Origin of the sequence: Cupriavidus oxalaticus (genome assembly GCF_038900635.1) — a bacterium.
GTDB lineage: Bacteria > Pseudomonadota > Gammaproteobacteria > Burkholderiales > Burkholderiaceae > Cupriavidus > Cupriavidus oxalaticus_B.
Genome location: NZ_JAYMRX010000001.1, coordinates 867,314 through 891,781, shown reverse-complemented (window position 1 = coordinate 891,781; position 24,468 = coordinate 867,314). Strand labels below are relative to the sequence as shown.

Sequence of the window (24,468 nt, the reverse complement as noted above, 5' to 3'; positions counted from 1 at the left end):
GCTGTCCGCGCGGACCACCCCATGAGCACCAATCAACTCTACGCCGGCTACCAGTCCGAACTGGCCGACTTCCGCCTGGCGTTCAGCCGCGGCGGCGCCTATACCGCGATCGTGCTGGTCCTGCTCGGCGTCGGGCTCGACTACGGCCAGTATCCGCAGCAGCAGCTTGCGTTCGCGGTGGCGCGCGTGGTGGTGTCGCTGCTGATCGCGGGCGTGGTGGTGATGCTGTACAGCGCCATCGGGCGCCGGCTCGCGCCCTGGTTGACGCTGACCTGGCTGCTGCTGCCGCAGATCATGATCGCGTGGATGATCTCGCAGACCGAGGGCGTGCAGTCGCCTTACTACGTCGGCCTGAACCTGGCGATCTTCGCCTCGGGCATCGCGCTGCCGTTCGGGCTGTGGCAGAACCTGGTCTTCGGCTTGCTCTCCTATCTGCTGTACGTGCTGGCGTGCCTGTTCCACGCCGGCGGCATCGAGCCGATGGGGACCTTCATCGTCAACTCGCTGTTCCTGCTGTTCGCGGCGGCAGCAAGCGGCGTCTACACCTTCTTTAACGAGCGCGCGCGTTTCATGCTGTTCCGGCTGAAGGCGGAGGTGGCCGAGACCAACGCCGAGCTGGAAGTCATCAACCGCAAGCTGGTCGACATCAAGGGCCAGATGCTGCAGCAGGAAAAGATGGCCGCGATCGGTACGCTGGCGGCCGGGCTGCTGCATGAGGTCAACAACCCGGTCAACTTCTGCCTGATGGCAATCGAGGTGGCGATGGAAGAGCCGCAGGCCAAGGAAAGCGAGTCGCTGACCGAGTGCCTGGTCGATGCCAAGCAGGGCATGCAGCGCATCCAGCATATCGTGTCCGACCTGAAGACCTTCGCCTACCGCAAGCCGGGCGCCGAGGTGGAGGGCACGCCGTTCCTGTTCGAGAAGGCGCTCGACTCCTCGATCCGCCTGACCGCGCACGAGCTGCGCGGCGTCAAGGTGACGCGCGAGTTGCCGGGCGACACCCTGGTGCTGGGCGACGAGGCCGCGGTCATCGGCGTGCTGATCAACCTGTTCTCCAACGCCGCGCTGGCCATGCGCAAGGCCGGCACGGCCGCGCCGGCGATCCATACCACGGTGCGCTGGGCCGACAGCCGGCTCCATGTCACGGTGCGCGACAATGGCCCCGGCATTGCCGAGGAAAACCTGGCGCGCGTGTTCGAGCCCTTCTTCACCACGCGCGATGTGGGGCAGGGCCTGGGGCTGGGGCTTTCGATCAGCTACGCGGTGATCGAGCGCCATGGCGGCCAGCTCTTCGCCGAGAGCGAGCTGGGGCAGTGGGCCGCGTTCAGCTTCGACCTGCCGCGCGCGGAGTAAGCCGTCATGAGTGCCATGACCGAGGTGCAGCAAGCGCGGCCGACCCTGCTTTACGTCGACGACGAAGACATGGCGCGCAAGTATTTCGCGCGCGCGGTGGGTTCGGAGTATGAGGTACTGCTGGCCGCCAGTGCCGAGGAGGCGATCGCCACGCTCGCCACCGATGGCCCGCGCATCGCCGTCCTGGTGACCGACTTCCGCATGCCCGGCCGCGATGGCGGCGAACTGCTGCGCGAAGTGGCGCAGCTGTACCCGCAGATCGTGCGCATCCTGGTGACGGCATATGCCGACAAGGACATGCTGCTGCAGACGGTCAACAGCGGCGAGGTGTTCCGCATCCTGGAGAAGCCGCTGAGCGTGGCGCAGGTGCGCGAAGTGCTGCGCCTGGCCGGCGAGCGCCACCGCGAGCGCGCGCTGCGCCAGCACCGGCTGATGGCGATCGACGAGACCCTGGCTTTCCTGGCGCACGAACTGAACACGCCGCTGGCGGCGATCGCCAATTTCGCGCGCGGCATCGAAAGCCGGGTCGCGGGCGAATACAGCGAGCAGCGCCAGGGCGAGATCGGCCAGGCCGCCAGCGCCATGCACGACAACGCCCAGTATTGCCTGGCGGTGCTGTCGTCGTTCCTGCAGTCGGTGCGCAACAGCGCCGGCAGCAAGGCGGCGCGGCCCGAGCCCGGTGCCGAGGCCAGCGCGGGTGCGCTGGTGGCATCGCTGCTCGATACCTACCCGTTTTCCGGCGACCAGCGCCAGTGGGTGCAGGTCGAGATGCACGGCGATTTCCCGGTGCAGACGCTGCCCAATTGCGTGGCGCTGGTGCTGTCGTCGGTGATGAGCAATGCGCTGCGCGCGCTCGCGGACACGCCGTCGCCGGCGCTGCGCTTCGTGGTGGTGGCCCAGCCGCACCAGGAAATCCACATCAGCGACAACGGGCCCGGCATCCCGCCCGAGGTGATGGAGCGCCTGCTGGTCGATCCCGTGACCACCCACGCCAGCGCCGGCGGCAGCGGCCTGGGCATGATTTTCTGCAACCGCGTCATGCAGTCCTTTGGCGGCGGCATCCGGATCGCATCCGCATCCGGGGCCGGCACGACCGTGACGCTGGACTTTCCAAGTTTCAAGAATCGAATGATTAGGAGTGACCGATGAGCGAACCGATTGCCACCCAGGCACCACCCCCGGCGATTCTGTTCGTCGATGACGAAGCCACCGCCGTCAAGTATTTCCAGCGCGCCATCGGGGCGCTGGCACCGGTGGTGACCGGCGGTTCGGTGGAAGAGGGCAAGGCGCTGCTGGACGCGCACGCCGACAGCCTGGCAGTGCTGGTGTCGGACCAGCGCATGCCCGGCGAATACGGCAACGAACTGCTGCGCTATGCGCGCGAACGCTATCCGCACATCGTGCGCATCCTGACCACGGCCTATTCCGAGCTGGACCAGACCGTCGAGGCGGTCAACCAGGGACAGATCCACCGCTATATCAAGAAGCCGTGGGATATCACCGCGCTGCGCATGGAGCTGAAGCAGGCGCTGGAGCTGTCCGGGCTGCGCAAGGAGCGCGACCAGCTGGTGCGCGAGAAGCTGGCGGTGCTGCAGACGCAGACCGTGGCCACGCGCATCGGCATGCTGCATGCGCTGTGCGCGAGCCTGATCGGCCCGGGCCGGTTCCAGCCGGTGGAAACCTACCTGGCGGCGGTCGACCTGGCCGGCGCGCGCAATGCCGACCCGGACTGGCAGCGCATGGATTATGCCGATCTGGTACGTGCCGAGGCCGAGCGCAGCGGCACCTTCGGCCATGCCGTGGCCACGCGCCTGGCGGCGCTGCGCAGCGCCAACGCGGGCAAGGGAGCGGCCGATGCGGTCGCGGTCATTACCGACGCGCTCGGCAGCGATGTGGTGCGCCGCGATGGCGACTCGGTGGTGTGGACCACGCCGGCTACGCTGGCCGAGTTCCTGGCGCAGCCGGTGGGTACGCCGGTGTCGCCCCATCACGCGGCCTGGCTGGCGAGCCTGCTGTGGCTTGACGAGGTTGGCGGCGCGGTGCAGTTCGCGCGCGATGGCGACACCATCCTGTGCCGGACAGCGCCGCGCACCGAGGCTTTCGCGGCTGACCGGCTGGCGGCGTGGATCGAGCGGTTTTCGCAACCCGTTTGATCCGGTTGCAACTGCCCCAATAAAAATGGCGCCCCGCGGGGCGCCATGTCTTTTTGCCGGAGCAGCAGGGCGTCAGGCCTGCGCACCGAAGTTCGGATCGTTGCGGTCGGTCGACTCGCCCTTCTTATCCGACTTGACCAGGTCTTCCCGCTTCACGCCCAGCCACATCGCCAGCGCCGCGGCCACGAACACCGACGAATAGATGCCAAACAGGATACCCACCGTCAGCGCCAGCGCGAAGTAGTGCAGCGTCGGGCCGCCGAAGAAGAACATCGACAGCACCATCATCTGGGTCGAACCGTGGGTGATGATGGTCCGCGAGATCGTGCTGGTAATCGCGTTGTCGATGATCTCGTGGGTGGTCATCTTGCGGTACTTGCGGAAGTTCTCGCGGATCCGGTCGAAGATCACCACCGATTCGTTGACGGAGTAGCCCAGCACCGCCAGCACCGCCGCCAGCACCGACAGCGAGAATTCCCACTGGAAGTAGGCGAAGAAGCCCAGGATGATCACGATGTCGTGCAGGTTGGCGATGATGCCCGCCACCGCGAACTTCCACTCGAAGCGGAACGACAGGTAGATCACGATCCCGACTATCACGCACAGCAGCGCCAGCAGGCCGTCGGTAGCCAGTTCCTTGCCGACCTGCGGGCCGACGAACTCGACCCGTTGCAGCTTGACGTCAGGCGAGCCGGCCTGGAGCGCGCCCATTACCTGCTCGCTCTGCTGGGCCGACGTGACCGGCTTGCCGTCCGGGCCCTTCTGCAGCGGCAGGCGGATCATCACGTCGCGCGAGGTGCCGAAGTTCTGCACCTGCACGTCGGTATAGCCCAGCTTGCTTACCTGGCCGCGGATCTTTTCCAGGTCGGCCGCCTGCTGGTAGCTGACCTCCATCACCGTGCCGCCGGTGAATTCGATCGACAGGTGCAGGCCCTTTTGCCAGAGGAAGAATACGGCCGCGGCAAACGTCAGGAAGGAAATCACGTTGAAGACCAACGCGTGCTTCATGAACGGAATGTCGCGCCGGATGCGGAAGAATTCCATGTTGAATCCTGTTCTGTACTGCTAGTTGTTGCTGATCGACTGGCCTGGCCGCTTACTTGGCGACCGGCGTGTCGGAGGCGTTGCCCGGCTTCCAGATCTGGCCGATGGCCACGCTCTGCAGCTTCTTCTTGCGGCCGTACCAGAGGTTGACCAGGCCGCGGTTGAAGAACACCGCCGAGAACATGGAGGTCAGGATGCCCAGGCAGTGCACCACGGCAAAGCCGCGCACCGGGCCCGAGCCGAAGGCCAGCAGCGCCAGGCCGGCAATCAGCGTGGTCACGTTCGAGTCCAGGATGGTGGCCCAGGCGCGGTCGAAGCCGACCGCGATCGCCATCTGCGGCGATGCCCCGGCGCGCAGTTCCTCGCGGATACGCTCGTTGATCAGCACGTTGGCGTCGATGGCCATGCCCAGCACCAGCGCGATGGCGGCGATGCCCGGCAGCGTCAGCGTGGCCTGCAGCATCGACAGCACCGCAATCAGCAGCAGCAGGTTCACGCCCAGCGCCACCACCGAGAACACGCCGAACAGCATGTAGTACAGGATCATGAACACGCCGATGGCGGCAAAGCCGTAGGCGACCGAGTCAAAACCCTTCTGGATGTTGTCGGCACCCAGCGACGGGCCGATGGTGCGTTCTTCGATGATCTCCATCGGCGCGGCCAGCGAGCCGGCGCGCAGCAGAAGCGCCAGGTCGTTGGCGGCTTCGGTGGAGTAGGAGCCGGTGATCTGGAAGCTCGAACCCAGTTCGGACTGGATGGTCGCCACCGTCAGCACTTCGCCCTTGCCCTTTTCGAACAGCACGATCGCCATCGGCTTCTTCAGGTTCTCGCGCGAGACGTCGCGCAGCACGCGGCCGCCCTGGGCGTCGAGCTTGATGTTGACCGAAGGCTGCTGGTTCTGGTCGAAGCCGGCGGAGGCGCTTTCGATGCGGTCGCCGGTGAAGATGACCTGCTTCTTCAGCACCACCGGTGCGCCGTTGCCCTGCGTGAACAGCTCGCTGCCGAACGGGACCGGGTCGCCCGGGCGCGGGCTGCGCGGCGCGTCGTTGTCGACCAGGCGCGCTTCCAGCGTGGCGGTGCGGCCGATGATGTCCTTGGCCTTGGCGGTGTCCTGCACGCCCGGCAGCTGCACCACGATGCGGTCGGTGCCTTGCTGCTGGATCACCGGCTCGGCCACGCCGAGTTCGTTGACGCGGTTGTGCAGGGTGGTGATGTTCTGCTTGACCGCGGCGTCCTGCACGGCCTTGCGGGCGGCTTCGGTGAAGGTGCCGACCACGTTGTTGCCGTCCAGCGCGAAGGCCACTTCGCGCAGGTTGTCGGCCAGCAGCGCGCGGGCGCGGTTGGCCTCGTCGGCGTTGTTGAAGCGCACCGTCAGGCGTTCGCCTTCGCGGTCGATGCCGCCGTGGCGGATATTCTTGTCGCGCAGCAGCGTGCGCGCGTCGCCGGCCAGGCTGTCGAGTTTCTTGTCGACGGCGCCCTTCATGTCGACCTGCAGCAGGAAGTGCACGCCGCCGCGCAGGTCCAGGCCCAGGTACATCGGCAGCGCGTGCAGCGAGGTCAGCCAGCGTGGCGAGCCCGACAGCAGGTTAAGCGCGACCACGTAGGTAGGATCGGCAGCGTCCGGGTTGAGCGCGCGCGACAGCACGTCCTTGGCCTTGAGCTGCTCGTCGGTGGTGCGGAAACGCGCCTTGACCGAGCCGGACTGGCCGGAAATGTCGAAGAACACGCCGTCAGGCTGCAGCTGGTTCTGCGCCAGGATCTCTTCGACCTGCTTCTGCATCGACAGGTCGATCTTGACCGTGGCCTTGCCCGAAGACACCTGCACGGCGGGCGCCTCGCCGAAGAAGTTCGGCAAGGTGTAGAGGATGCCGATGGTCAGCGCCACCAGGATCACGAGGTATTTCCAAAGCGGATAACGATTCATCTCGGGCCAGTCATTCAGCGGTTGGCGGGGCCGGCGCAGGCGTGGCGCGCCACGTCGGCGAGGCCGAACCGGTTTGGCAAACAGCCGCCTGGCAGCCACGGAGCGGAGCCACGGGGGCTCTGGCGGGCTGGATCAGGCGGCTGCCGGGGCATGCGCGAACGGGCATGCCGGAAAAGACAAAGGCGGGAGTCGCTTAGTCGATCGGGGCGATCGGCGGATCAGAGCGCCTTCAGCGAACCCTTCGGCAGCACCGTGGTCACGGCATTCTTCTGCACGGTGATCTCCGTGCCTTCAGCGATTTCCAGGCTGACGTACTGGTCGGTGACCTTGGTCACGCGGCCCAGGATACCGCCGGCGGTGACGACTTCGTCGTTCTTGGACAGCGCTTCGAGCATTGCCTTCGCTTCTTTCTGGCGCTTCATTTGCGGGCGGATCATGATGAACCACAGCACCGCAAACATCAGGATGATGGGCAGGAAGCTCATCAGGCCGCCAGCCGCGCCGCCGGCACCGGCGGTCTGGGCATATGCGTTAGAAATCAGCACGTTGATTCTCCGTCACAAAAGTCAGTCAAGTAATCGATCATTCTACCATTCGCATTCGGCCCGCCTTTGGCATTCTAGGGCGGAATACGGGTTTCTTCGGGGTGCTTTCGGGGCGACTCGCGGCAGGTCCCGGCGAGCAGGGCGCTGCATTGCGGATGCCAACTGCAGGCAACCCGGGTATTCGACCGGCAGCGGCGCGAAAGTTCGCGCCGCTGCACTGATTTCACTGCGTGCCGCGGGCGCGGTCGGACGCGAACTGGCGACGGAAGTCGGCGAAACGGTGCTGCTCGATCGACTCGCGCACCTCGCGCATCAGCTGCAGGTAATAGTGCAGGTTGTGGATGGTATTCAGGCGCGCGCCGAGGATTTCGCCGACGCGGTGCAGATGGTGCAGGTAAGCGCGCGAGAAGTTGCGGCAGGTGTAGCAGGCGCAGCTTTCGTCGAGCGGGCGCGGGTCGTTGCGGTGCGCGGCGTTCTTGATCTTGACGTCGCCGTAGCGGGTGAAGAGCCAGCCATTGCGCGCATTGCGGGTCGGCATCACGCAGTCGAACATGTCGACCCCGGCGGCGACACCCGCGACCAGGTCCTCGGGCGTGCCCACGCCCATCAGGTAGTGCGGCTTGTTGGCCGGCAGGCGCGGCGCCACATGCTCGAGCACGCGCATCATGTCTTCCTTGGGCTCGCCGACGGACAGGCCGCCGATGGCGAAGCCGTGGAAATCCAGCTCCGACAGGCCCGCCAGCGATTCATCGCGCAGGTCCTCGTACATGCCGCCCTGGACGATGCCGAACAGCGCATTGGGGTTGGCCAGCCGCTCGAACTCGTCGCGCGAGCGCTTGGCCCAGCGCAGGCTCATGCGCATCGACTTGGCCGCTTCCTCGTGCGTGGCGGGGCGGCCGTCGATCTCGTACGGCGTGCACTCGTCGAACTGCATCACGATGTCCGAGTTCAGCGTGCGCTGGATCTGCATCGAGATCTCGGGCGAAAGGAAGAGCTTGTCGCCATTGACCGGCGACGCGAACGTGACGCCATCCTCGGTGATCTTGCGCAGATCACCGAGCGAAAACACCTGGAAGCCGCCGGAATCGGTCAGGATCGGCTTGTCCCAGCCGATAAACTTGTGCAATCCGCCGTGGGCATTGACCACCTCCAGTCCCGGACGCAGCCACAGGTGGAAGGTATTGCCCAGGATGATGTGCGCGCCGATCTCGTTCAGTTCCAGCGGCGACATTGCCTTGACCGAGCCATAGGTGCCCACCGGCATGAAGATCGGAGTCTCGACCACGCCGTGGTTCAGCGTGACGCGGCCGCGGCGAGCGTTGCCGTCGGTGGTGATGAGTTCGAAGTTAAGCATGCTTGTGTCAGGGTTCAGGCCGCGGTGCCTGCGGTATCGGCATCATTCCGGCGGGTCAGCAGCATGGCGTCGCCATAGCTGAAGAAGCGGTAGCGCTGCTCGACCGCATGGCGGTAGGTGGCGCGGATGGCTTCCACGCCGGCCAGCGCCGACACCAGCATCAGCAGCGTCGACTTGGGCAGGTGGAAGTTGGTGATCAGGGCATCGACCAGCCGGAAACGGTAGCCCGGGGTGATGAAGATATCGGTGTCGCCGCTGCCGGCGGCGAGCGTGCCGTCAGGCTGCGCGGCCGACTCCAGTGCCCGCAGCGAAGTGGTGCCGACCGCGATCACGCGGCCGCCGCGGGCGCGGGTCTCGCGCACGGCCCGGGCCAGTTCCTCGGAAACGGCATACCACTCCGAATGCATCTTGTGCTCGGCCAGGTTCTCGGTGCGCACCGGCTGGAAGGTGCCGGCACCCACGTGCAGCGTCAGGAAGGCGCGGCGCACGCCGGCGGCATCCAGCCGCGCGAACAGCGCGTCGTCGAAATGCAGGCCCGCGGTCGGTGCCGCGACGGCGCCCGGATTGCGCGCGTAGACGGTCTGGTAGCGGGTCTCGTCGTAGGCGTCGGGGTCGTGCGTGATATACGGCGGCAGCGGCAGGCGGCCGTAGCGCTCGATCAGGTCCAGCGCCGGCTCGGGAAAGCGCAGCGTGAAGAACTGGTCCACGCGCGGGCCGACCGTCACCGCGAAGGCGTCTTCTGCCAGGTGCAGCGCGCTGCCCTCGGCAGGCGTTTTCGAGGCGCGCACCTGGGCCAGCACGGTATGCGAGTCCAGCACGCGCTCGACCAGCACTTCGACCTTGCCGCCGCTGGGCTTGTGGCCGAAGAAGCGTGCCTTGATCACGCGCGTGTCGTTGAAGACCAGCAGGTCTTCAGGGCGCAGGTAGTCGATGATGTCGCTGAAGGCGCGGTCGACCAGGCGCACCGCATCGGCGGTGTCGGCGGGCGCGACCCGTTCCACCACCAGCAGCCGGCTGGCGCTGCGGTCGGGCAGCGCGCTCTGGGCGATCAGTTCTGGCGGCAGCGGAAAATCGAAATCGGAAAGCGTCAACATCGTGGAAACGGCGCGCGGCGCCCGCGACGGGTCGGAAAGCGAGGCACAAAGCGGCACTCGCCGCCCGTGGTGGCGGCCGGCATGGGTACAATCGGCGAATCCGATATTGTAAGGCCACGGGCGTGCTTGCCGCCGGGCCGGGCGTGATACCGGCTATTCGCCGGCGTTCCCGCCCATGCCCGCTGCCCCAGCCGTCCCTGCCGCCAGTCTTCGCTGCCGATGCCCGGAACCGCCACCGAAACGACCGACCTGTCCGCCGATGCCGCCAAGGATGCGGTCGCACCCGCGCGCGGCAAGGCCGGGGAGGGCAAGGGCAAATCGACATCGTCTACCTCGTCCGCTGCAGCTCGCCTCGCCAAGCTCGGCCTGCGCCGCCCGGTCGACCTGGTGCTGCACCTGCCGATGCGCTACGAGGACGAGACCACGCTGGCGCCGATCGCCGACGCGATCCGCCGCGCGGGGCTCGGCCAGCCGGCGCAGGTGGAAGGCGAGGTCATCTCCAACGAAGTCACGTTCCGTCCGCGCCGCCAGCTGGTGGTCAAGCTTGCCGACGCGTCCGGCGAGCTGACGCTGCGCTTCCTCAACTTCTACGGCAGCCAGACCAAGCAGATGGCCGAAGGCGCGCGGCTGCGCGTGCGCGGCGAGATCCGCGGCGGCTTCTTCGGCGCCGAGATGGTTCACCCGACGGTGCGTCCCGTTGCCGAGGGCGAAGCGCTTCCGGATCGCCTGACGCCCGTCTACCCGGCCACTGCCGGCATCTCGCAGGCCTACCTGCGCAAGGCCATCGGCGGCGCGCTGTCGCGCACGCCGATGCCGGAGACGCTGCCGCGCCCGGTGCTGCAGGGTCCGCTGGCGCGCCTGCAGTTGCGCCCGCTGGCAGACTGCCTGCGCCTGCTGCATGCGCCGCCTCCTGAAGAAAGCGAAGCGGCGCTGGCCGACCGCACGCACCCGGCCTGGCAGCGTATCAAGTTCGACGAACTGCTGGCGCAGCAGATCTCGCTGCGGCGCGCGCACGCGGCGCGGCGCGAGAAGACCGCGCCAACCATGCCGCGCCGCGAAGGCGGCCTGCTGACGCGCTTCCTGGCGGCGCTGCCGTTCCGCCTGACCGGTGCGCAGGAACGCGTGGTGGCCGAGATCGCCGCCGACATGACGCGCCCGCACCCGATGCATCGGCTGCTGCAGGGCGACGTCGGCAGCGGCAAGACCATCGTCGCCGCGCTGGCGGCGTGCCAGGCGATCGATGCCGGCTACCAGGCCGCGCTGATGGCGCCGACAGAAATCCTGGCCGAGCAGCACTTCCGCAAGTTGTCGGCCTGGCTGGAGCCGCTTGGCGTGCCGGTGGTCTGGCTGGCCGGCAGCCTGAAGGCGCGCGACAAGCGCGAGGCCGCGGCGCGCGTGGAGTCGGGCGAGGCGCAACTGGTGATCGGCACCCATGCGCTGATCCAGGATACGGTGCGCTTCGCGAAACTGGGCCTGTCGGTGGTCGACGAACAGCACCGCTTCGGCGTGGCGCAGCGGCTGGCATTGCGCGGCAAGGCGGGCGCGACCGATGTGCCGGCGCCCGATACCGTGCCGCACCAGCTGATGATGTCGGCCACGCCGATCCCGCGCACGCTCGCCATGACGTACTACGCGGACCTGGACGTATCCGTGATCGACGAACTGCCGCCTGGCCGCACGCCGATCGTCACGCGCCTGGTCAACGACGAGCGGCGCGACGAAGTGATCGCGCGCATCCATCACGCCGCCGCCGAAGGCCGCCAGGTTTACTGGGTTTGTCCGCTGATCGAGGAAAGCGAGGCGCTGCAGCTGCAGACCGCGGTCGAGACCTATGAAACGCTGGTGGCCGCATTGCCCGACCTGCGCGTCGGGCTGGTGCACGGCCGCCTGCCGCCTGCCGAAAAGGCCTCGGTGATGGATGACTTCAGCGCCAACCGCATGCAGGTGCTGGTCGCCACCACGGTGATCGAGGTGGGCGTGGACGTGCCCAACGCCTCGCTGATGGTGATCGAGCACGCCGAGCGCTTCGGCCTGGCGCAATTGCACCAGCTGCGCGGCCGCGTGGGGCGGGGCAGCGCCGAATCCGTATGCCTGCTGATGTACCAGGCGCCGCTGTCGCCGACGGCGCGCGAGCGGCTGGCGACCATGCGCGAGACCACCGACGGTTTCGAGATCGCGCGCCGCGACCTGGAAATCCGCGGTCCGGGTGAATTCCTCGGTGCGCGCCAGTCGGGCGAGGCCATGCTGCGCTTTGCCGACCTGCAGACCGACGCGTGGCTGGTGGAGTACGCGCAGGAAGCGGCCGAGCTGATGCTGGCACAGTTTCCGGAAGCGGTGGAAGCGCACCTGTCGCGCTGGCTCGGCGGGCGCGAACACTTCCTCAAAGCCTGATTGCGGCGGGGCTTGTGCGGCATCGTACGCATACCGCACAAATCACAGGGGCGCTCTGACAGAACCCGGAATCGAAGGTAAAATCTATCGCCTACCCGGAATTGATAAGTCATGACGCTCACTGAACTCAAGTACATCGTCGCCGTGGCGCGCGAGCGCCATTTCGGCCGGGCCGCCGAAGCCTGCTTCGTGTCGCAGCCGACACTGTCGGTCGCCATCAAGAAGCTGGAAGACGAACTCAACGTGCAGATCTTCGAGCGCGGCACCTCCGAGGTGTCGGTGACTAACATCGGCGAGCAGATCGTGGCGCAGGCCCAGCGCGTGCTCGAGCAGACCATGGCCATCCGGGAGATCGCCAAGCAGGGCAAGGACCCGCTGGCCGGGCCGCTGCGCGTGGGCGTGATCTACACCATCGGGCCATACCTGCTGCCATCGCTGGTCAAGCGGATGATCGAGACCGTGCCGCAGATGCCGCTGATGCTGCAGGAGAACTACACGCACAAGCTGATCGAGTTGCTCAAGCAGGGCGAGATCGATTGCGCGGTCATGGCCGAGCCGTTCCCCGATTCCGGCCTGACGGTGCGTCCGCTGTACGACGAGCCTTTCGTTGTCGCCGTGCCGCGCGGCCACCAGCTCGCCGAGGCGCACGCCATCGACCCTGACGAGCTGAAGCGGCAGACCATGCTGCTGCTGGGCAGCGGCCACTGCTTCCGCGACCATGTGCTGGGCGTGTGCCCGGAACTGTCGCGCTTCTCGCAGGCCGCGGACGGCATCCAGAAGACATTCGAAGGCTCGTCGCTGGAAACCATTCGCCATATGGTGGCCAGCGGTGTCGGCATTACCGTGCTGCCGCGCACCTCGGTGCCTGACCTGAAGGCCAAGGGCGACATGCTGTCGTACGTGCCGTTCGCCGATCCGGTGCCGGACCGCCGCGTGGTGCTCGCCTGGCGCAAAAGCTTCACGCGCCTGCCGGCGATGGAAGCACTGGCCAACGCCGTGGCCGCCTGCGAGCTGTCTGGTGTGCGCAAGCTCGATGCCAAGGAGCTGGCAGAAGCCGCCTGATTCTCCAAAACCAGACGCAAGCCTGAAGGCCGCAACGGGATATCCGTTGCGGCCTTTGTTTTTCTGTCCCCGAAGTACGGCATTTTCGGAGCTTGTCTTCGCTCCTTCACTTTGCGCCGGCATGAAACCGCGGAAAGTCGAATAGATTTGACCTAATACATAGGTATAAATAATTAAATTCTCAGTGCAATAGTTTGTTTGTAGACTGGCTTCTACCATGCCAACTGGCATCGAAACCAGGCAAGGAGCCGAGCATGAGCACCAGTGCCCAGTCCACTCCCGGCATAACGATCAAGCGCCCGTTCTCTCTCCGCATGGGGCGCTACCTGCTCGATTGCCTTGCCTGCTACGCCGCCGTCAACTGAGGCGGAATTCTCTTCCCGCCACCCACGACAAGAGGAACAGATGAGCAAGAAGGACACTCTCACGACCGCAGCCGGCGCACCCGTTGCCGACAACCAGAACTCGCAGACCGCCGGCCCGCGCGGCCCGATGCTGCTGCAGGATGTCTGGTTCCTCGAAAAACTGGCCCACTTCGACCGTGAAGTCATTCCCGAGCGCCGCGTGCATGCCAAGGGTTCCGGTGCCTACGGCACGTTCCGGGTCACGCACGACATCACGAAATTCACCAAGGCCTCGATCTTTGCCGAAGTCGGCAAGGAAACGCCGCTGTTCATCCGCTTCTCGACCGTAGCCGGCGAGCGCGGCGCCGCCGATGCCGAGCGCGACGTGCGTGGGTTTTCGGTCAAGTTCTATACGGATAAAGGCAACTGGGACGTGGTCGGCAACAACACCCCGGTGTTCTTCGTGCGCGATCCGCTCAAGTTTCCCGACTTCATCCACACGCAGAAGCGCAACCCGCGCACCAACCTGCGCGACCCGATTGCGGTCTGGGACTTCTGGTCGCGCCATCCGGAATCGCTGCACCAGGTCACCATCCTGATGAGCGACCGCGGCCTGCCGCAGAACTATCGGCAGATCCACGGCTTCGGCTCGCATACGTATTCGTTTATCAACGCCAGCAACGAACGCTTCTACGTCAAGTTCCACTTCAAGTCGCAGCAAGGCATCGCCAACTGGACCAATGAAGAGGCTGCCAGGGTAGTGGCGAACGACCGCGAGAGCGCGCAGCGCGACCTGTTCGGGAACATCGAGCAGGGCAACTTCCCGCGCTGGAACCTGCGCGTGCAGGTCATGCCGGAAGCGGATGCGGCCAGGTACCACATCAACCCGTTCGATCTGACCAAGGTCTGGCCGCACAAGGACTATCCGCTGATCGACGTAGGCGTGCTGGAACTGAACCGCAACCCGGACAACTATTTCGCCGAGGTCGAGCAGGTGGCGATGAACCCCGCCAATATCGTGCCGGGCATCGGCTTCTCGCCCGACAAGATGCTGCAAGGCCGCCTGTTCTCGTACGGCGACACGCAGCGCTACCGGCTGGGCATCAACCACCACCAGATCCCGGTGAATGCGCCGAAATGCCCGTTCCACAACACCTTCCACCGCGACGGCGCAATGCGCGTGGACGGCAACCAGGGCGGCAAGCTGAACTACGAGCCGAACCGCGAGAGCGCCTACGGCGCCAGCGAACGCGCGATGGAGCCGCCGCTGGCGCTCGACGGCGCGGCCGACCGCTGGGACCACCGCGTCGACACGGACTACTACAGCCAGCCCGGCGCGCTGTTCCGGTTGTTCGACGAGGGCCAGCGCCAGCGGCTGCTCGCCAACATCGCGGCGGCAATGCAGGGCGTGCCGGAAGAGATCGTGCGCAAGCAGATCGAGCACTTCACGAGGGCCGACGCTGCCTACGGGGAGGGCGTGGCGCGCGCGCTTGACCTGAAGTAACCTGTCCGGCGCGGCGGCAGCAACGGCCGCCGCGCCCGGGAGAAGCACCATGGCAATGATCCGGTTCTTTATCGACGAGTGGCGCAAGCTCTGGCATGACGGCCATGACAAGCCCGAGGGCCCCGATGCCGCGCGGCTGCGCCACAAGATGTGGCGCAAGGAAGTCGGTGTCGCCGTGATCGTGCTTGGTGCTGCGGTGGTCCTTATCGAGGTAGTCCGGGGTTTGTCCGGGATCGCCGGCTAATGCAATAATGCGGGTAACGCGCCGCCCGGAACCATGTTTTCGGCAATTCCGGCGGCGCTCCTCGTGCTTTACCAGAACGGAGCGTACCTACCATGGCAAAGAAGAATGAGATGAGCGTGAACATCGGTATTTCCGACAAGGACCGCAAGAAGATTGCGGAAGGCCTGTCCAAGCTGCTGGCAGACACCTACACCCTCTACCTCAAGACCCATAACTTCCACTGGAACGTGACGGGTCCCATGTTCAATACGCTGCATCTGATGTTCGAGACGCAATACACCGAGCTGGCGCTGGCCGTGGACTCGATCGCCGAGCGCATCCGCGCGCTGGGCTACCCGGCACCGGGCACCTACAAGGAATACGCCCGCCTGTCGTCGATCGCCGAAGAAGAGGGCGTGCCCGAGGCGACCGAGATGATCCGCAAGCTGGTCGAAGGCCAGGAAGCCGTGGTGCGCACCGCACGCTCGATCTTCCCGGTGGTCGACGCTGCCGCCGACGAGCCGTCGGCCGACCTGCTGACCCAGCGCATGCAGACGCACGAGAAGACCGCGTGGATGCTGCGCGCGATGCTCGCCTGACGCCTCTTAGCGACTTCCGGCCGCTGCCACGCGGCGGCCGGCATTGCGCGCTGCAGCCATCCGGGCTGTGGCGCGTTTCCATTGAAGCTTCCTTCCCGGATCCCCGCCGTGCAGTCCCTGTCGCCATTGCCTCCCGCCCCGATGCTTGAACGCCTTTCCCTCTACGCGCGCCTGGTGCGCATCGACAAGCCGATCGGCACGCTGCTGCTGTTGTGGCCGACGTTGTGGGCCATGTGGATGGCTGCCGGCGGGCCGCCGTCATGGGGATTGTTCTGGATTTTCGTGGCGGGCACGTTCCTCATGCGCTCCGCTGGCTGTGCAATCAATGACTGGGCGGATCGGGATTTTGACAAGCATGTGAAGCGGACCAAGGAACGGCCGCTGACAGCGGGCAAGATCGCTGCGTGGGAAGCGTTGGCCGTGGCCGCCGTGCTGGCCCTGGTGGCCTTTACTCTGGTGCTGCCGCTGAATGCCCTGACCAAGTCGCTCGCCGTGGTGGCGGCCGTGGTGGCGGGGACTTATCCGTTCTTCAAGCGTTTTTTTGCGATTCCCCAGGCTTACCTCGGGATTGCGTTCGGGTTTGGCATTCCGATGGCGTTCGCCGCGATCCAGGATCAGGTGCCGCTGGTGGCCTGGCTGATGTTGCTGGCCAATGTGTTCTGGGCGGTGGCTTATGACACCGCTTATGCGATGGTGGATCGGGATGATGATCTGCTGATCGGGATGAAGACTTCGGCGATTACGTTTGGTCGGTTTGATGTTGTTGCGATCATGTTCTGTTATGCCGCTTTCCTGGTGCTGATGGCCCTGGCGGGGTTGATGCTGGGGTTGGGGTGGCCGTATTGGGTTGGGCTGGCTGCGGCGGCTGTTTGTGCCGGGTATCACTACACGCTGATTCGTGATCGGGATCGGATGCGGTGTTTTGCTGCGTTCCGGCACAACAATTGGTTGGGGGCATGTGTGTTTGTGGGGACGGCGGTGGCTTATGGAGTTCGGTGAGTTGAGTGGTCGCTGTTGATGACATGCTGTCGGCCGTTGAAGCTGTGTTGTCGCCGTTGATGACATGCTGTCGGCCGTTGAACCGCCTGGTTCCGCCCTCCTGGGCGGGTAACTTTTTGTCCGAGCGACAAAAAGTCACCAAAAAGCGCGTTTACGGCCCTGCGGGCGGCCACTTTTATCGTAGTGGGCAAGGGCTTTCGTACGGGGCTGCGCTTCCTCACATAGCAGGGCTGCCTGACGCCCTGGTGCGCCACGGTGGCTGAGATTGACGTGATTATTGAACGAGCCCAGAGCTGTGGGTGGCCCCTGCTACGGGCGTCAACGTAGGAACGCCTACGGCTGCGCTGCGCGCCGGCAGCATCTAAGTTCAGGTGCTCTGGCTCGGAACGCGTCGCTGCGCTCGCTTGGCGCTATCGCGGGTGAGCCCGCAAGCCCTTTCTTGCCGCTTGTTTGCTCCCCTCTCCCGCTTGCGGGAGAGGGGCCGGGGGTGAGGGCCGGAGCCCCCGCGAAGTAAAGCCAGCCAATTTGCCGGAGCAGAGCCAAGGCTTTCCTATGCGCCAGCTATGTCGCCAGCGTGCGACGCCGAGCCCGAAGCGCGAGCCAGGACATGGACGCCAGCTCCGCCACGTTAGGACCCGCGCGCAGCGCAGCCGTAGGCGACCCTAAGTTGACGCCCGCAGCAGGGGCCACCCACAGCTCCGGGCTCGTTCAAAAACATCGCATCAATCCCGGAACCGTGGCGCACCAGGGCGTCAGGCAGTCTTGCCCTGCAACGAAGCCCAGCCCCGTACGAAAACTCTCGCCAACTACGATAAGAGTTGCCGCCCGCAGGGCCGTAAACGCGCTTTTTGGTGACTTTTTGTCGCTCGGACAAAAAGTTACCCGCCCAGGAGGGCGGAACCAGGCGGTTCAACGGCCGACAGCATGTCGCCAATAGCGACAGCGGGCCAGAAGGGCGGAACCGAGCGCTTCAACGGCCGACAGCATGTCATCAGCAGCGAAAGCCCCCGAGCACTAGTCCTTCCCAAATTCCCCCCCCATCTCCTTCCCCCGCGCCGCAGCAGCATGCATCGCCCGCACGAACGCATCACCAATCCCGGAAGCATCCATAGCCGTCAGCGCAGCATAGGTAGTACCGCCCTTTGACGTAACCCGTTCACGCAACGTCGAAACCGGCTCAGAAGACTGCCCGGCAAGCGCCGCAGCACCGCGGAAAGTCTCAACCGCCAGCTCGCGCCCCTGCTCGGCACTCAACCCCAATTCAGTAGCCGCCCGCTGCATCGCCTCGATGAAATAAAAGACATAAGCGGGCCCGCTGCCAGAGATGGCGGTAACAGCATCGATCTGCGCATCGTTTTCGACCCACACACACTTGCCAACCGCCTGCGCCACCGCGCTGGCGACTTCGCGGTCACCTGATGACAACCCGGCCGGCGCCGCCAGGCCAGTCATCCCCATCCCCGCCAGCGCCGGCGTGTTCGGCATCGCCCGCACCACCCGATTGCGCCCACCCAGCCAGCGCTGCATGTCCTGCAAGCGGATACCCGCCGCCACGCTGATCACCAGGTTGCCGTCCCCGGCCGGCAGGTGCGGCTGCAGCTGCGCCGCGGCTTCGCGGAACTGCTGCGGCTTGACCGCCAGCACCAGCACGTCGCTGGCGCCGAACGCCGCGTCTGGCGCCCCCGCAGCGTGGACGCCCAGATCCCGCGCAAGGCGCTGCTGTGCCTCCGGAAAAGGATCGACCACCCGGATCGAACCAGCGGGAACGCCGCGGGCAATCAGCCCGCCGATCAACGCGGAAGCCATATTGCCGCCGCCGAGAAAGCCGAAGGTAAGGGTATCGAGCATGGGAATCTCTGTCGTGTCTTGATGGATAGGGAAGGCGCCGGCTCAGCCGCGCGCACCGAAGATCGCAGTGCCGATCCGCACCATGGTGGCGCCCTCGGCGATGGCGGCTTCCATGTCGCCCGACATGCCCATCGACAGCGTGTCGAGGTCAAGGCCGTCTTCGCGCAGTTCGCCCAGCAACGCGCGCATGGAGGCAAAGGGCCGGCGCTGGGCAGCGGGATTGTCTTCGGGTTCGGGAATCGCCATCAGGCCCCGCAGCCGCAGGCCGGGCAGCGCGGCAACCGCCTGCGCCAGCACCGGCACTTCGGCCGGCGCGACGCCGCTCTTGCTGGCTTCGCCACTGATATTGACCTGGAGGCAGACCTGCAGCGGGGCCATCCCGGCCGGGCGTTGCGCCGACAGCCGCTCGGCGATCTTGAGCCGGTCGATGGCATGCACCCAGTCGAAATGCTCCGCCACCAGCCGCGTCTTGTTGCTTTGCAGCGGGCCGATGAAATGCCACTGCATCCGGCCCCGCAAATCGGCCAGCGCGGCGATTTTCTCCACCCCTTCCTGGACATAATTCTCGCCAAAGGCGAGCTGTCCGGCCTCGGCGGCGGCGCGTACGCGGTCAGCGGATACGGTCTTGGAAACGGCCAGCAGGGCGATGTCGCCGGGTTGCCTGCCAGCCTGTTGTGCAGCCGCCGCAATGCGCTGGTTCACGGCTTGCAAGTTGGCGGCAATCACAGACATAATCCGGCGGACATATAAAAGAAGTACTTAAAGTACCGATAACTATTCCAGGGTGGGGTCATTATAGATGGACATCGCGCAGCTATTGGCTTTCGCCGTCAAGAACAAGGCGTCCGATCTTCATCTGTCATCGGACATGCCGCCGATGGTCCGGATCCACGGCGACATGCGCCGGATCAATGTCGCGGCGATGGCGCACAAGGATGTCCACGCCATGGTGTACGACATCATGAGCGATACCCAGCGCAAGCTCTACGAAGAACGGCTGGAAATCGACTTCTCGTTCGAGATCGCTGGCCTGTCACGCTTCCGGGTCAATGCCTACAACACGCAGCGCGGCGCGGCCGCGGTGTTCCGTACCATTCCCTCCAAGGTTCTTACGCTCGAAGAGCTGCGCGCGCCGGCGGTATTCGCCGATCTGTGCATGAAGCCGCGCGGGCTGGTGCTGGTGACGGGCCCGACCGGCTCGGGCAAGTCCACCACGCTGGCGGCGATGGTCGACCATCGCAACGAAAACGACATGGGTCACATCCTGACGGTGGAAGACCCGATCGAATTCGTCCACAACTCCAAGAAGAGCCTGATCAACCAGCGCGAGCTGGGACCGCACACGCATTCGTTCGCCAACGCGCTGCGCTCCGCGCTGCGTGAAGATCCGGACGTCATTCTGGTGGGCGAATTGCGCGACCTGGAAACCATCCGCCTGGCGCTGACAGCGGCCGAAACCGGCCACCTGGTCTTCGGCACGCTGCATACCAGTTCCGCCGCCAAGACCATCGACCGTGTGGTCGACGTGTTTCCGCCGGAAGAGAAGGACATGGTGCGCACCATGCTGTCCGAATCGCTGGAAGCGGTGATCTCGCAGACGCTGCTCAAGACCCGCGACGGCAACGGCCGCACCGCCGCGCACGAGATCATGATCGCCACGCCGGCGATCCGGCACCTGATCCGCGAGAACAAGATCGCGCAGATGTACTCGATGATGCAGACCAGCAGCGGGCTGGGGATGCAGACGCTGGACCAGTGCCTGTCGGACCTGATCAAGCGCAGCGCCATCAGCTACAACGATGCGCGCGCCATTGCCAAGAATCCCGACGCGTTCATGGGCTGAGGCACCCGCGGGCCGCTGAAGGCCCGCGCCGACGCCTTGCCCTCCAGGCCGCTCCGCGAATGCGACGGCCGCACTCCCGCAGGACACTGCCATGCTCGATCGCGAATCCGCCGCCAAGTACATCAACGACCTGCTGGAGCTGATGGTCAGCAACCGCGGCTCGGACCTGTTCATCACCGCCGACTTCCCGCCGGCGATCAAGGTGGACGGCAAGATCACGCCGGTGTCGCAGCAGCCGTTGAACCCGACGCAGGCGCTGGGCCTGGTGCGCTCGGTGATGAACGAGCGGCAGGTGCAGGACTTCGACACCAGCCGCGAATGCAACTTCGCCATCACTGCGCCCAAGGCGGGGCGCTTCCGCGTGTCTGCATTTATCCAGCAGGGCAAGGCCGGCATGGTGGTGCGGACCATCAATACGCGGATTCCGTCAGTGGCGGACCTGGACCTGCCCCCGACGCTGCATGACATCGTGATGTCCAAGCGCGGCCTGGTGATCGTGACCGGCGCGACCGGCTCGGGCAAGTCGACCACGCTGGCGGCGATGCTCGACCACCGCAACGCGCATTCCTACGGCCACATCATCACCATCGAGGATCCGATCGAATACGTGCACGCGCACCAGAACTGCATCGTCACGCAGCGCGAGGTCGGCATCGATACCGAGTCGTGGCACGTGGCGCTGAAGAACACGCTGCGCCAGGCGCCCGACGTGATCCTGATCGGCGAAATCCGCGACCGCGAGACCATGGAGTACGCGATGCAGTACGCGGAAACCGGCCACCTGTGCCTGGCCACGCTGCACGCCAACAACGCCAACCAGGCGATCGACCGCGTGGTCAACTTCTTCCCCGAGGAAAAGCGCCAGCAACTGCTGATCGACCTGTCGCTGAACCTGAAGGCGATGGTGTCGCAGCGCCTGCTGCCGCGCGCCGGGCGCAAGGGCCGCGTGCCGGCGGTCGAGATCATGATCGGCACGCCGCTGGTGGCCGACCTGATCTTCAAGGGCGAGATCCACGAGCTGAAGGAAGTCATCAAGAAATCGCGCGAGCAGGGCATGATTTCGTTCGACCAGGCGTTGTTCGACCTCTACGAGGAAGGCAAGATCACCTACGAGGACGCGCTGCGCAATGCCGATTCGCTCAATGACCTGCGCCTGATGATCAAGCTGCACAGCGCGCACGCCAGGGACACCGACCTGGGCGCCGGCACCGAGCACCTGAACGTGATCTAGAGCCGGGCTGCCGTGCACGCCGGCGCGCATGGGCGTATGCTTCGGCCACGTGCAAGGAGTCCGCAGGAGTCTGCCATGAGCAATATCTACCAGTTCGAAGCCAATTCGCTGTCCGGACAGCCCGTGCCGCTGACGCAGTTCCAGGGCAAGGTGCTGCTGGTGGTCAATACCGCCAGCGAATGCGGTTTCACGCCGCAGTATGCCGGCCTGCAGAAGCTCTATGAGGAATTCCGCGAGCGCGGGCTGGAGGTGCTGGGCTTCCCGTGCAACCAGTTCGGCAAGCAGGAGCCGGGCGATGCGCAGCAGATCGGCCAGTTCTGCGAATCGCGCTTCAGCGTGAGCTTCCCGATGTTCGCCAAGATCGACGTCAATGGCGAGCAGGCGCATCCGCTGTACCGCTGGCTCACCACCGAAAAGCGCGGCGTGCTGGGCACGCAGGGCATCAAGTGGAATTTCACCAAGTTCCTGGTGCGGCGCGATGGCACGGTGTACGAGCGCTACGCCCCCACCACCAAGCCGGAAGAGCTGCGCAAGGATATCGATACGCTGCTGTCCGATCCGGCGGCCTGAGGCTACGCGCCGCTGGCGCGCACCGCGCGCAGGAATCCGTTGAGCGACCGGTCCGGCGTTTCATGGAAATGGTCGTCCAGCATGCGGATGGCGCGGCAGCGGTCGAGGCGGAAGCTGCGGTAGTCCGAGCGCGTGGTGCACCACGCCGCCAGCAGCCACGCATTGCCCCAGAAGAACAGGCCCAGCGGCATCACCACGCGTTCGGTGATGCGCTGCTGCGCGTCGCAGTAGTCGAGCAGCAGCAGCTTCTGCTCGCCCAGTGCGCCGTGCACGACGTCGAAGGTGTCGCGCACGTGCGACTGGTTGACATACTCCGGCGCGAACACGCGGCTTTGCTGCGCCGCGAGCCTGCGCGGCGGCGGCAATGCGGCGACCAGCTTCTCCAGCGCCGGATCGGCCGCGGCGGCGAGCGCACCGCCGCCCCAGGCCTTCAGCAGCCGCAGGCCGGCCACCAGCGCTTCCACTTCCATGGCACTGAACATCAGCGGCGGGACATCGAAATCGGCGCGCAGCCGGTAGCCGATGCCGGCCTCGCCCTCGACCGGCACCCCTGACAGCGACAGCGCCTGGATATCACGATAGACCGTGCGTTCCGACACGCCGAGCCGCTGCGCCAGCAGCGCCGCCGTGGTCAGGCGGCGGCCGCGCAGGACCTGGACGATCTGGAAGAGGCGATCGGCGCGGCGGCTCATCCGTAGCGGCCTTCCTTATCCCGCAAAGGGCTCGTGCAGCCCGATGCGGTTGCCTTCGCTGTCAGTGATATGCGCGATGCGGCCGATCTCGCCCGGCAGGCGCAGCGGCCCGAACACGGTCTTGCCGCCGGCGCGCGCGGCGCGCTCCAGCAGTGCGTCGAGGTCGGGGGCGTGCAGGTAGGGCACCGTGCCGTAGTAGTTGCTGGGGCGGTAGCCTTCGCCGGCAACCAGCGCGCCGCCGGGATCGGGGTGCGGGAACACGGCCATGTCGATCTGGCTCATGGTCTCGCGGCGCAGCTTGGTGGCGAAGACTTGTTCGTAGAATCCGATGGCGCGGACCATGTCGACGACAGGGATTTCCAGCCAGTTGATCAGACGGTTGCTCATGACGGGCTCCTTGGTTCCGGGTGATGGGGAGTGAGGAGCTCGCATCATGCGCGGGGGCTGCTGACAGCGTGCTGTCAGGAGGCTGTCAGTGTGGCATCCAGGCCGCCATCACCGGCACCAGGATCGCGGTCAGCACGCCGTTCAGGCCCATGCCGAGCGCGGCGAAGGCGCCGGCTTCCTGGTTCACCTGGAACGCGCGCGCGGTGCCGATGCCGTGCGCGGCCACGCCGGTGGCAAAGCCGCGCACGCTGTAGTCGCGGATGCGCAGCAGGTTGAGAAGGCTGGTGGCGCTGACCGCGCCGATGATGCCGGTAGCCATCACCAGCACCGCGGTCAGCGACGGCAGGCCGCCGATCTTCTCGGCTACGCCCATGGCGATCGGGATGGTCACGGACTTGGGCGCCAGCGAGCGCACGGTTTCCGGCGAGGCACCCAGCAGGTACGCGGTGCCGACCGCCGACACCACCGCGACCACCGAGCCGGCCACCAGGCCGGCCAGCAGCGGGAACACATGGGTGCGCAGCTTGGGCAGCTGCATGTACAGCGGCACCGCCAGCGCCACGGTGGCCGGCCCGAGCAGGAAGTGCACGAACTGCGCGCCGTCGAAGTAGGTCTTGTACGGCGTGCCGGTGACGGTCAGCACCGTGACCAGCAGCGCCACCGCGATCATCACCGGGTTGGCCAGCGGCGAGAAGCGCGACTTCTCGTAGATGCGGAAGGCGAAGACGTAGGCGAGCAGCGTGGCGGTCAGCCCGACCAGCGGGCTCGCGGCCAGGTAGACCCAGATCTCGTTCAGGCGTGGTGTCATCATGCCTGTTCTCCCTCCGCATCGGCGTTGGGCGCGCCGGTGCGCTTGCGCATCAGCATGCGCGTGACCACGGCGGTGGTGGCGATGGCGAGCCAGGTGGAAATCACCAGCGCCACCAGGATCGGCATCCATTCGCCTTCGATGCGGTTGGCGTGGACCATGATGCCGACGCCGGCGGGAACGAACAGCAGCGACAGGTGCTTGAGCAGTTCGCTGGTGGTGCCCTGGATGATGGGCAGCAGGCGGTCGTCGAAGACGAGCCAGCCGAACAGCAGGATCATGCCGAGCACGGGGCCGGGCACCGGCAGGCGCAGCGCGTAGCTGATCACCTCGCCGACGGATTGGAAAACCAGCAGGATGGCAAAGGTCTGGAGCATGGGGGCGGTCGCCTCGTAGGTCGCTCTGTTTCTCCCCTCTCCCATGAATGGGAGAGGGGCCGGGGGTGAGGGCCGGCGCGTCTTGATGCGATATCGCCCGACGAACCGCTCACCCTCACCCCC

General features: G+C 65.9%; 23 protein-coding genes and 1 pseudogene. 12 read left to right on the top strand and 12 right to left on the bottom strand.

What is annotated here, in order from left to right:
• Nucleotides 1-21 precede the first annotated feature (21 nt).
• Genes VSR71_RS04135 through VSR71_RS04125 form a run of 3 tightly spaced genes read left to right on the top strand, consistent with a single transcriptional unit; the run spans nucleotide 22 to nucleotide 3,506 of the window.
• Nucleotides 22-1,353 (top strand): sensor histidine kinase, encoded by a 1,332-nt coding sequence (locus VSR71_RS04135; protein WP_342912628.1) that lies wholly within the window; start codon nucleotides 22-24, stop codon nucleotides 1,351-1,353.
• Between the two features lie 15 nt (nucleotides 1,354-1,368).
• Nucleotides 1,369-2,502, top strand: a complete 1,134-nt coding sequence (locus VSR71_RS04130) for a hybrid sensor histidine kinase/response regulator (protein ID WP_342912686.1) — start codon at nucleotides 1,369-1,371, stop codon at nucleotides 2,500-2,502.
• Nucleotides 2,499-3,506, top strand: a complete 1,008-nt coding sequence (locus tag VSR71_RS04125; RefSeq protein WP_342912627.1) for a response regulator — start codon at nucleotides 2,499-2,501, stop codon at nucleotides 3,504-3,506. The genes VSR71_RS04130 and VSR71_RS04125 overlap by 4 nt, the downstream gene beginning before the upstream one ends.
• Before the next feature lie 72 nt (nucleotides 3,507-3,578).
• Here VSR71_RS04125 and secF read toward each other — a convergent pair whose 3' ends face one another.
• The 5 genes from secF to queA all read right to left on the bottom strand — a co-directional run bounded on the left by secF (nucleotide 3,579) and on the right by queA (nucleotide 9,467).
• On the bottom strand, nucleotides 3,579-4,550 hold the full coding sequence (gene secF, locus VSR71_RS04120) for a protein translocase subunit SecF (protein ID WP_342912626.1): 972 nt from the start codon (nucleotides 4,548-4,550) through the stop codon (nucleotides 3,579-3,581).
• Between the two features lie 52 nt (nucleotides 4,551-4,602).
• Nucleotides 4,603-6,474: a protein translocase subunit SecD gene (gene secD, locus VSR71_RS04115; RefSeq protein WP_342912625.1), complete on the bottom strand. Its 1,872-nt coding sequence runs from the start codon at nucleotides 6,472-6,474 to the stop codon at nucleotides 4,603-4,605.
• A gap of 218 nt (nucleotides 6,475-6,692) precedes the next feature.
• On the bottom strand, nucleotides 6,693-7,019 hold the full coding sequence (gene yajC / locus VSR71_RS04110) for a preprotein translocase subunit YajC (protein ID WP_342912624.1): 327 nt from the start codon (nucleotides 7,017-7,019) through the stop codon (nucleotides 6,693-6,695).
• 223 nt (nucleotides 7,020-7,242) lie between these two features.
• Entirely contained in the window at nucleotides 7,243-8,373 is a 1,131-nt protein-coding gene (gene tgt / locus VSR71_RS04105; protein WP_342912623.1) for a tRNA guanosine(34) transglycosylase Tgt, read from the bottom strand.
• 14 nt (nucleotides 8,374-8,387) lie between these two features.
• A complete protein-coding gene (queA, locus tag VSR71_RS04100; protein ID WP_342912622.1) occupies nucleotides 8,388-9,467 on the bottom strand; it encodes a tRNA preQ1(34) S-adenosylmethionine ribosyltransferase-isomerase QueA in 1,080 nt (359 codons plus the stop codon).
• A 219-nt stretch (nucleotides 9,468-9,686) separates the two neighbouring features.
• On the opposite strand from queA, the gene recG reads away from it, so the two are divergent.
• The 6 genes from recG to ubiA all read left to right on the top strand — a co-directional run bounded on the left by recG (nucleotide 9,687) and on the right by ubiA (nucleotide 16,589).
• Entirely contained in the window at nucleotides 9,687-11,858 is a 2,172-nt protein-coding gene (recG, locus tag VSR71_RS04095; RefSeq protein WP_342912621.1) for an ATP-dependent DNA helicase RecG, read from the top strand.
• A gap of 111 nt (nucleotides 11,859-11,969) precedes the next feature.
• A complete protein-coding gene (locus tag VSR71_RS04090) occupies nucleotides 11,970-12,920 on the top strand; it encodes a LysR substrate-binding domain-containing protein (RefSeq protein ID WP_342912620.1) in 951 nt (316 codons plus the stop codon).
• Between the two features lie 405 nt (nucleotides 12,921-13,325).
• Entirely contained in the window at nucleotides 13,326-14,768 is a 1,443-nt protein-coding gene (locus VSR71_RS04085; RefSeq protein WP_342912619.1) for a catalase, read from the top strand.
• Between the two features lie 49 nt (nucleotides 14,769-14,817).
• Nucleotides 14,818-15,012, top strand: a complete 195-nt coding sequence (locus tag VSR71_RS04080) for a hypothetical protein (protein ID WP_342912618.1) — start codon at nucleotides 14,818-14,820, stop codon at nucleotides 15,010-15,012.
• A gap of 92 nt (nucleotides 15,013-15,104) precedes the next feature.
• The gene (locus VSR71_RS04075; RefSeq protein WP_342912617.1) at nucleotides 15,105-15,590 is read left to right on the top strand and encodes a Dps family protein; all 486 of its coding nucleotides are present in this window, start codon (nucleotides 15,105-15,107) and stop codon (nucleotides 15,588-15,590) included.
• Between the two features lie 141 nt (nucleotides 15,591-15,731).
• Nucleotides 15,732-16,589 (top strand): 4-hydroxybenzoate octaprenyltransferase, encoded by an 858-nt coding sequence (ubiA, locus tag VSR71_RS04070; RefSeq protein WP_342912685.1) that lies wholly within the window; start codon nucleotides 15,732-15,734, stop codon nucleotides 16,587-16,589.
• Between the two features lie 1,014 nt (nucleotides 16,590-17,603).
• Here the strand turns inward: ubiA and proC are convergent.
• Both proC and VSR71_RS04060 read right to left on the bottom strand, forming a co-directional pair.
• Nucleotides 17,604-18,437, bottom strand: a complete 834-nt coding sequence (gene proC / locus VSR71_RS04065) for a pyrroline-5-carboxylate reductase (RefSeq protein WP_342912616.1) — start codon at nucleotides 18,435-18,437, stop codon at nucleotides 17,604-17,606.
• A gap of 42 nt (nucleotides 18,438-18,479) precedes the next feature.
• Nucleotides 18,480-19,169, bottom strand: a complete 690-nt coding sequence (locus VSR71_RS04060) for a YggS family pyridoxal phosphate-dependent enzyme (RefSeq protein ID WP_342912615.1) — start codon at nucleotides 19,167-19,169, stop codon at nucleotides 18,480-18,482.
• 67 nt (nucleotides 19,170-19,236) lie between these two features.
• On the opposite strand from VSR71_RS04060, the gene VSR71_RS04055 reads away from it, so the two are divergent.
• The 3 genes and pseudogenes from VSR71_RS04055 to VSR71_RS35280 all read left to right on the top strand — a co-directional run.
• The gene (locus VSR71_RS04055; protein WP_063240245.1) at nucleotides 19,237-20,280 is read left to right on the top strand and encodes a type IV pilus twitching motility protein PilT; all 1,044 of its coding nucleotides are present in this window, start codon (nucleotides 19,237-19,239) and stop codon (nucleotides 20,278-20,280) included.
• A 91-nt stretch (nucleotides 20,281-20,371) separates the two neighbouring features.
• Nucleotides 20,372-21,511: a PilT/PilU family type 4a pilus ATPase gene (locus VSR71_RS04050; protein WP_342912614.1), complete on the top strand. Its 1,140-nt coding sequence runs from the start codon at nucleotides 20,372-20,374 to the stop codon at nucleotides 21,509-21,511.
• A gap of 36 nt (nucleotides 21,512-21,547) precedes the next feature.
• A pseudogene (locus VSR71_RS35280) lies at nucleotides 21,548-21,904 on the top strand (glutathione peroxidase); the annotation flags it as partial.
• A gap of 61 nt (nucleotides 21,905-21,965) precedes the next feature.
• Here the strand turns inward: VSR71_RS35280 and VSR71_RS35275 are convergent.
• The 5 genes from VSR71_RS35275 to VSR71_RS04025 form a co-directional block, all read right to left on the bottom strand.
• A complete protein-coding gene (locus VSR71_RS35275; RefSeq protein ID WP_428979339.1) occupies nucleotides 21,966-22,145 on the bottom strand; it encodes a hypothetical protein in 180 nt (59 codons plus the stop codon).
• On the bottom strand, nucleotides 22,084-22,773 hold the full coding sequence (locus VSR71_RS04040; RefSeq protein WP_342912612.1) for a YafY family protein: 690 nt from the start codon (nucleotides 22,771-22,773) through the stop codon (nucleotides 22,084-22,086). The genes VSR71_RS35275 and VSR71_RS04040 overlap by 62 nt, the downstream gene beginning before the upstream one ends.
• A gap of 15 nt (nucleotides 22,774-22,788) precedes the next feature.
• Nucleotides 22,789-23,160 carry a VOC family protein gene (locus tag VSR71_RS04035; protein WP_342912611.1) on the bottom strand — a complete coding sequence of 124 codons (372 nt, stop codon included), beginning with the start codon at nucleotides 23,158-23,160 and terminating at the stop codon, nucleotides 22,789-22,791.
• Nucleotides 23,161-23,245: 85 nt separating this feature from the next.
• Nucleotides 23,246-23,971: an LrgB family protein gene (locus VSR71_RS04030; protein ID WP_342912610.1), complete on the bottom strand. Its 726-nt coding sequence runs from the start codon at nucleotides 23,969-23,971 to the stop codon at nucleotides 23,246-23,248.
• The gene (locus tag VSR71_RS04025) at nucleotides 23,968-24,345 is read right to left on the bottom strand and encodes a CidA/LrgA family protein (protein ID WP_342912609.1); all 378 of its coding nucleotides are present in this window, start codon (nucleotides 24,343-24,345) and stop codon (nucleotides 23,968-23,970) included. Before VSR71_RS04025 ends, VSR71_RS04030 begins: the two co-directional genes overlap by 4 nt.
• Nucleotides 24,346-24,468: the final 123 nt, after the last annotated feature.

What these genes read in the sequence shown, in the direction of transcription:
- VSR71_RS04135 (WP_342912628.1), top strand. Translation starts at nt 22, where the DNA reads ATGAGCACCAATCAACTCTACGCCGGCTACCAGTCCGAACTGGCCGAC.
- VSR71_RS04130 (WP_342912686.1), top strand. Translation starts at nt 1,369, where the DNA reads ATGACCGAGGTGCAGCAAGCGCGGCCGACCCTGCTTTACGTCGACGAC.
- VSR71_RS04125 (WP_342912627.1), top strand. Translation starts at nt 2,499, where the DNA reads ATGAGCGAACCGATTGCCACCCAGGCACCACCCCCGGCGATTCTGTTC.
- secF (WP_342912626.1), bottom strand. Translation starts at nt 4,550, where the DNA reads ATGGAATTCTTCCGCATCCGGCGCGACATTCCGTTCATGAAGCACGCG.
- secD (WP_342912625.1), bottom strand. Translation starts at nt 6,474, where the DNA reads ATGAATCGTTATCCGCTTTGGAAATACCTCGTGATCCTGGTGGCGCTG.
- tgt (WP_342912623.1), bottom strand. Translation starts at nt 8,373, where the DNA reads ATGCTTAACTTCGAACTCATCACCACCGACGGCAACGCTCGCCGCGGC.
- queA (WP_342912622.1), bottom strand. Translation starts at nt 9,467, where the DNA reads ATGTTGACGCTTTCCGATTTCGATTTTCCGCTGCCGCCAGAACTGATC.
- recG (WP_342912621.1), top strand. Translation starts at nt 9,687, where the DNA reads ATGCCCGGAACCGCCACCGAAACGACCGACCTGTCCGCCGATGCCGCC.
- VSR71_RS04090 (WP_342912620.1), top strand. Translation starts at nt 11,970, where the DNA reads ATGACGCTCACTGAACTCAAGTACATCGTCGCCGTGGCGCGCGAGCGC.
- VSR71_RS04085 (WP_342912619.1), top strand. Translation starts at nt 13,326, where the DNA reads ATGAGCAAGAAGGACACTCTCACGACCGCAGCCGGCGCACCCGTTGCC.
- VSR71_RS04080 (WP_342912618.1), top strand. Translation starts at nt 14,818, where the DNA reads ATGGCAATGATCCGGTTCTTTATCGACGAGTGGCGCAAGCTCTGGCAT.
- VSR71_RS04075 (WP_342912617.1), top strand. Translation starts at nt 15,105, where the DNA reads ATGGCAAAGAAGAATGAGATGAGCGTGAACATCGGTATTTCCGACAAG.
- ubiA (WP_342912685.1), top strand. Translation starts at nt 15,732, where the DNA reads ATGCTTGAACGCCTTTCCCTCTACGCGCGCCTGGTGCGCATCGACAAG.
- proC (WP_342912616.1), bottom strand. Translation starts at nt 18,437, where the DNA reads ATGCTCGATACCCTTACCTTCGGCTTTCTCGGCGGCGGCAATATGGCT.
- VSR71_RS04060 (WP_342912615.1), bottom strand. Translation starts at nt 19,169, where the DNA reads ATGTCTGTGATTGCCGCCAACTTGCAAGCCGTGAACCAGCGCATTGCG.
- VSR71_RS04055 (WP_063240245.1), top strand. Translation starts at nt 19,237, where the DNA reads ATGGACATCGCGCAGCTATTGGCTTTCGCCGTCAAGAACAAGGCGTCC.
- VSR71_RS04050 (WP_342912614.1), top strand. Translation starts at nt 20,372, where the DNA reads ATGCTCGATCGCGAATCCGCCGCCAAGTACATCAACGACCTGCTGGAG.
- VSR71_RS35275 (WP_428979339.1), bottom strand. Translation starts at nt 22,145, where the DNA reads ATGAAACGCCGGACCGGTCGCTCAACGGATTCCTGCGCGCGGTGCGCG.
- VSR71_RS04040 (WP_342912612.1), bottom strand. Translation starts at nt 22,773, where the DNA reads ATGAGCCGCCGCGCCGATCGCCTCTTCCAGATCGTCCAGGTCCTGCGC.
- VSR71_RS04035 (WP_342912611.1), bottom strand. Translation starts at nt 23,160, where the DNA reads ATGAGCAACCGTCTGATCAACTGGCTGGAAATCCCTGTCGTCGACATG.
- VSR71_RS04030 (WP_342912610.1), bottom strand. Translation starts at nt 23,971, where the DNA reads ATGATGACACCACGCCTGAACGAGATCTGGGTCTACCTGGCCGCGAGC.
- VSR71_RS04025 (WP_342912609.1), bottom strand. Translation starts at nt 24,345, where the DNA reads ATGCTCCAGACCTTTGCCATCCTGCTGGTTTTCCAATCCGTCGGCGAG.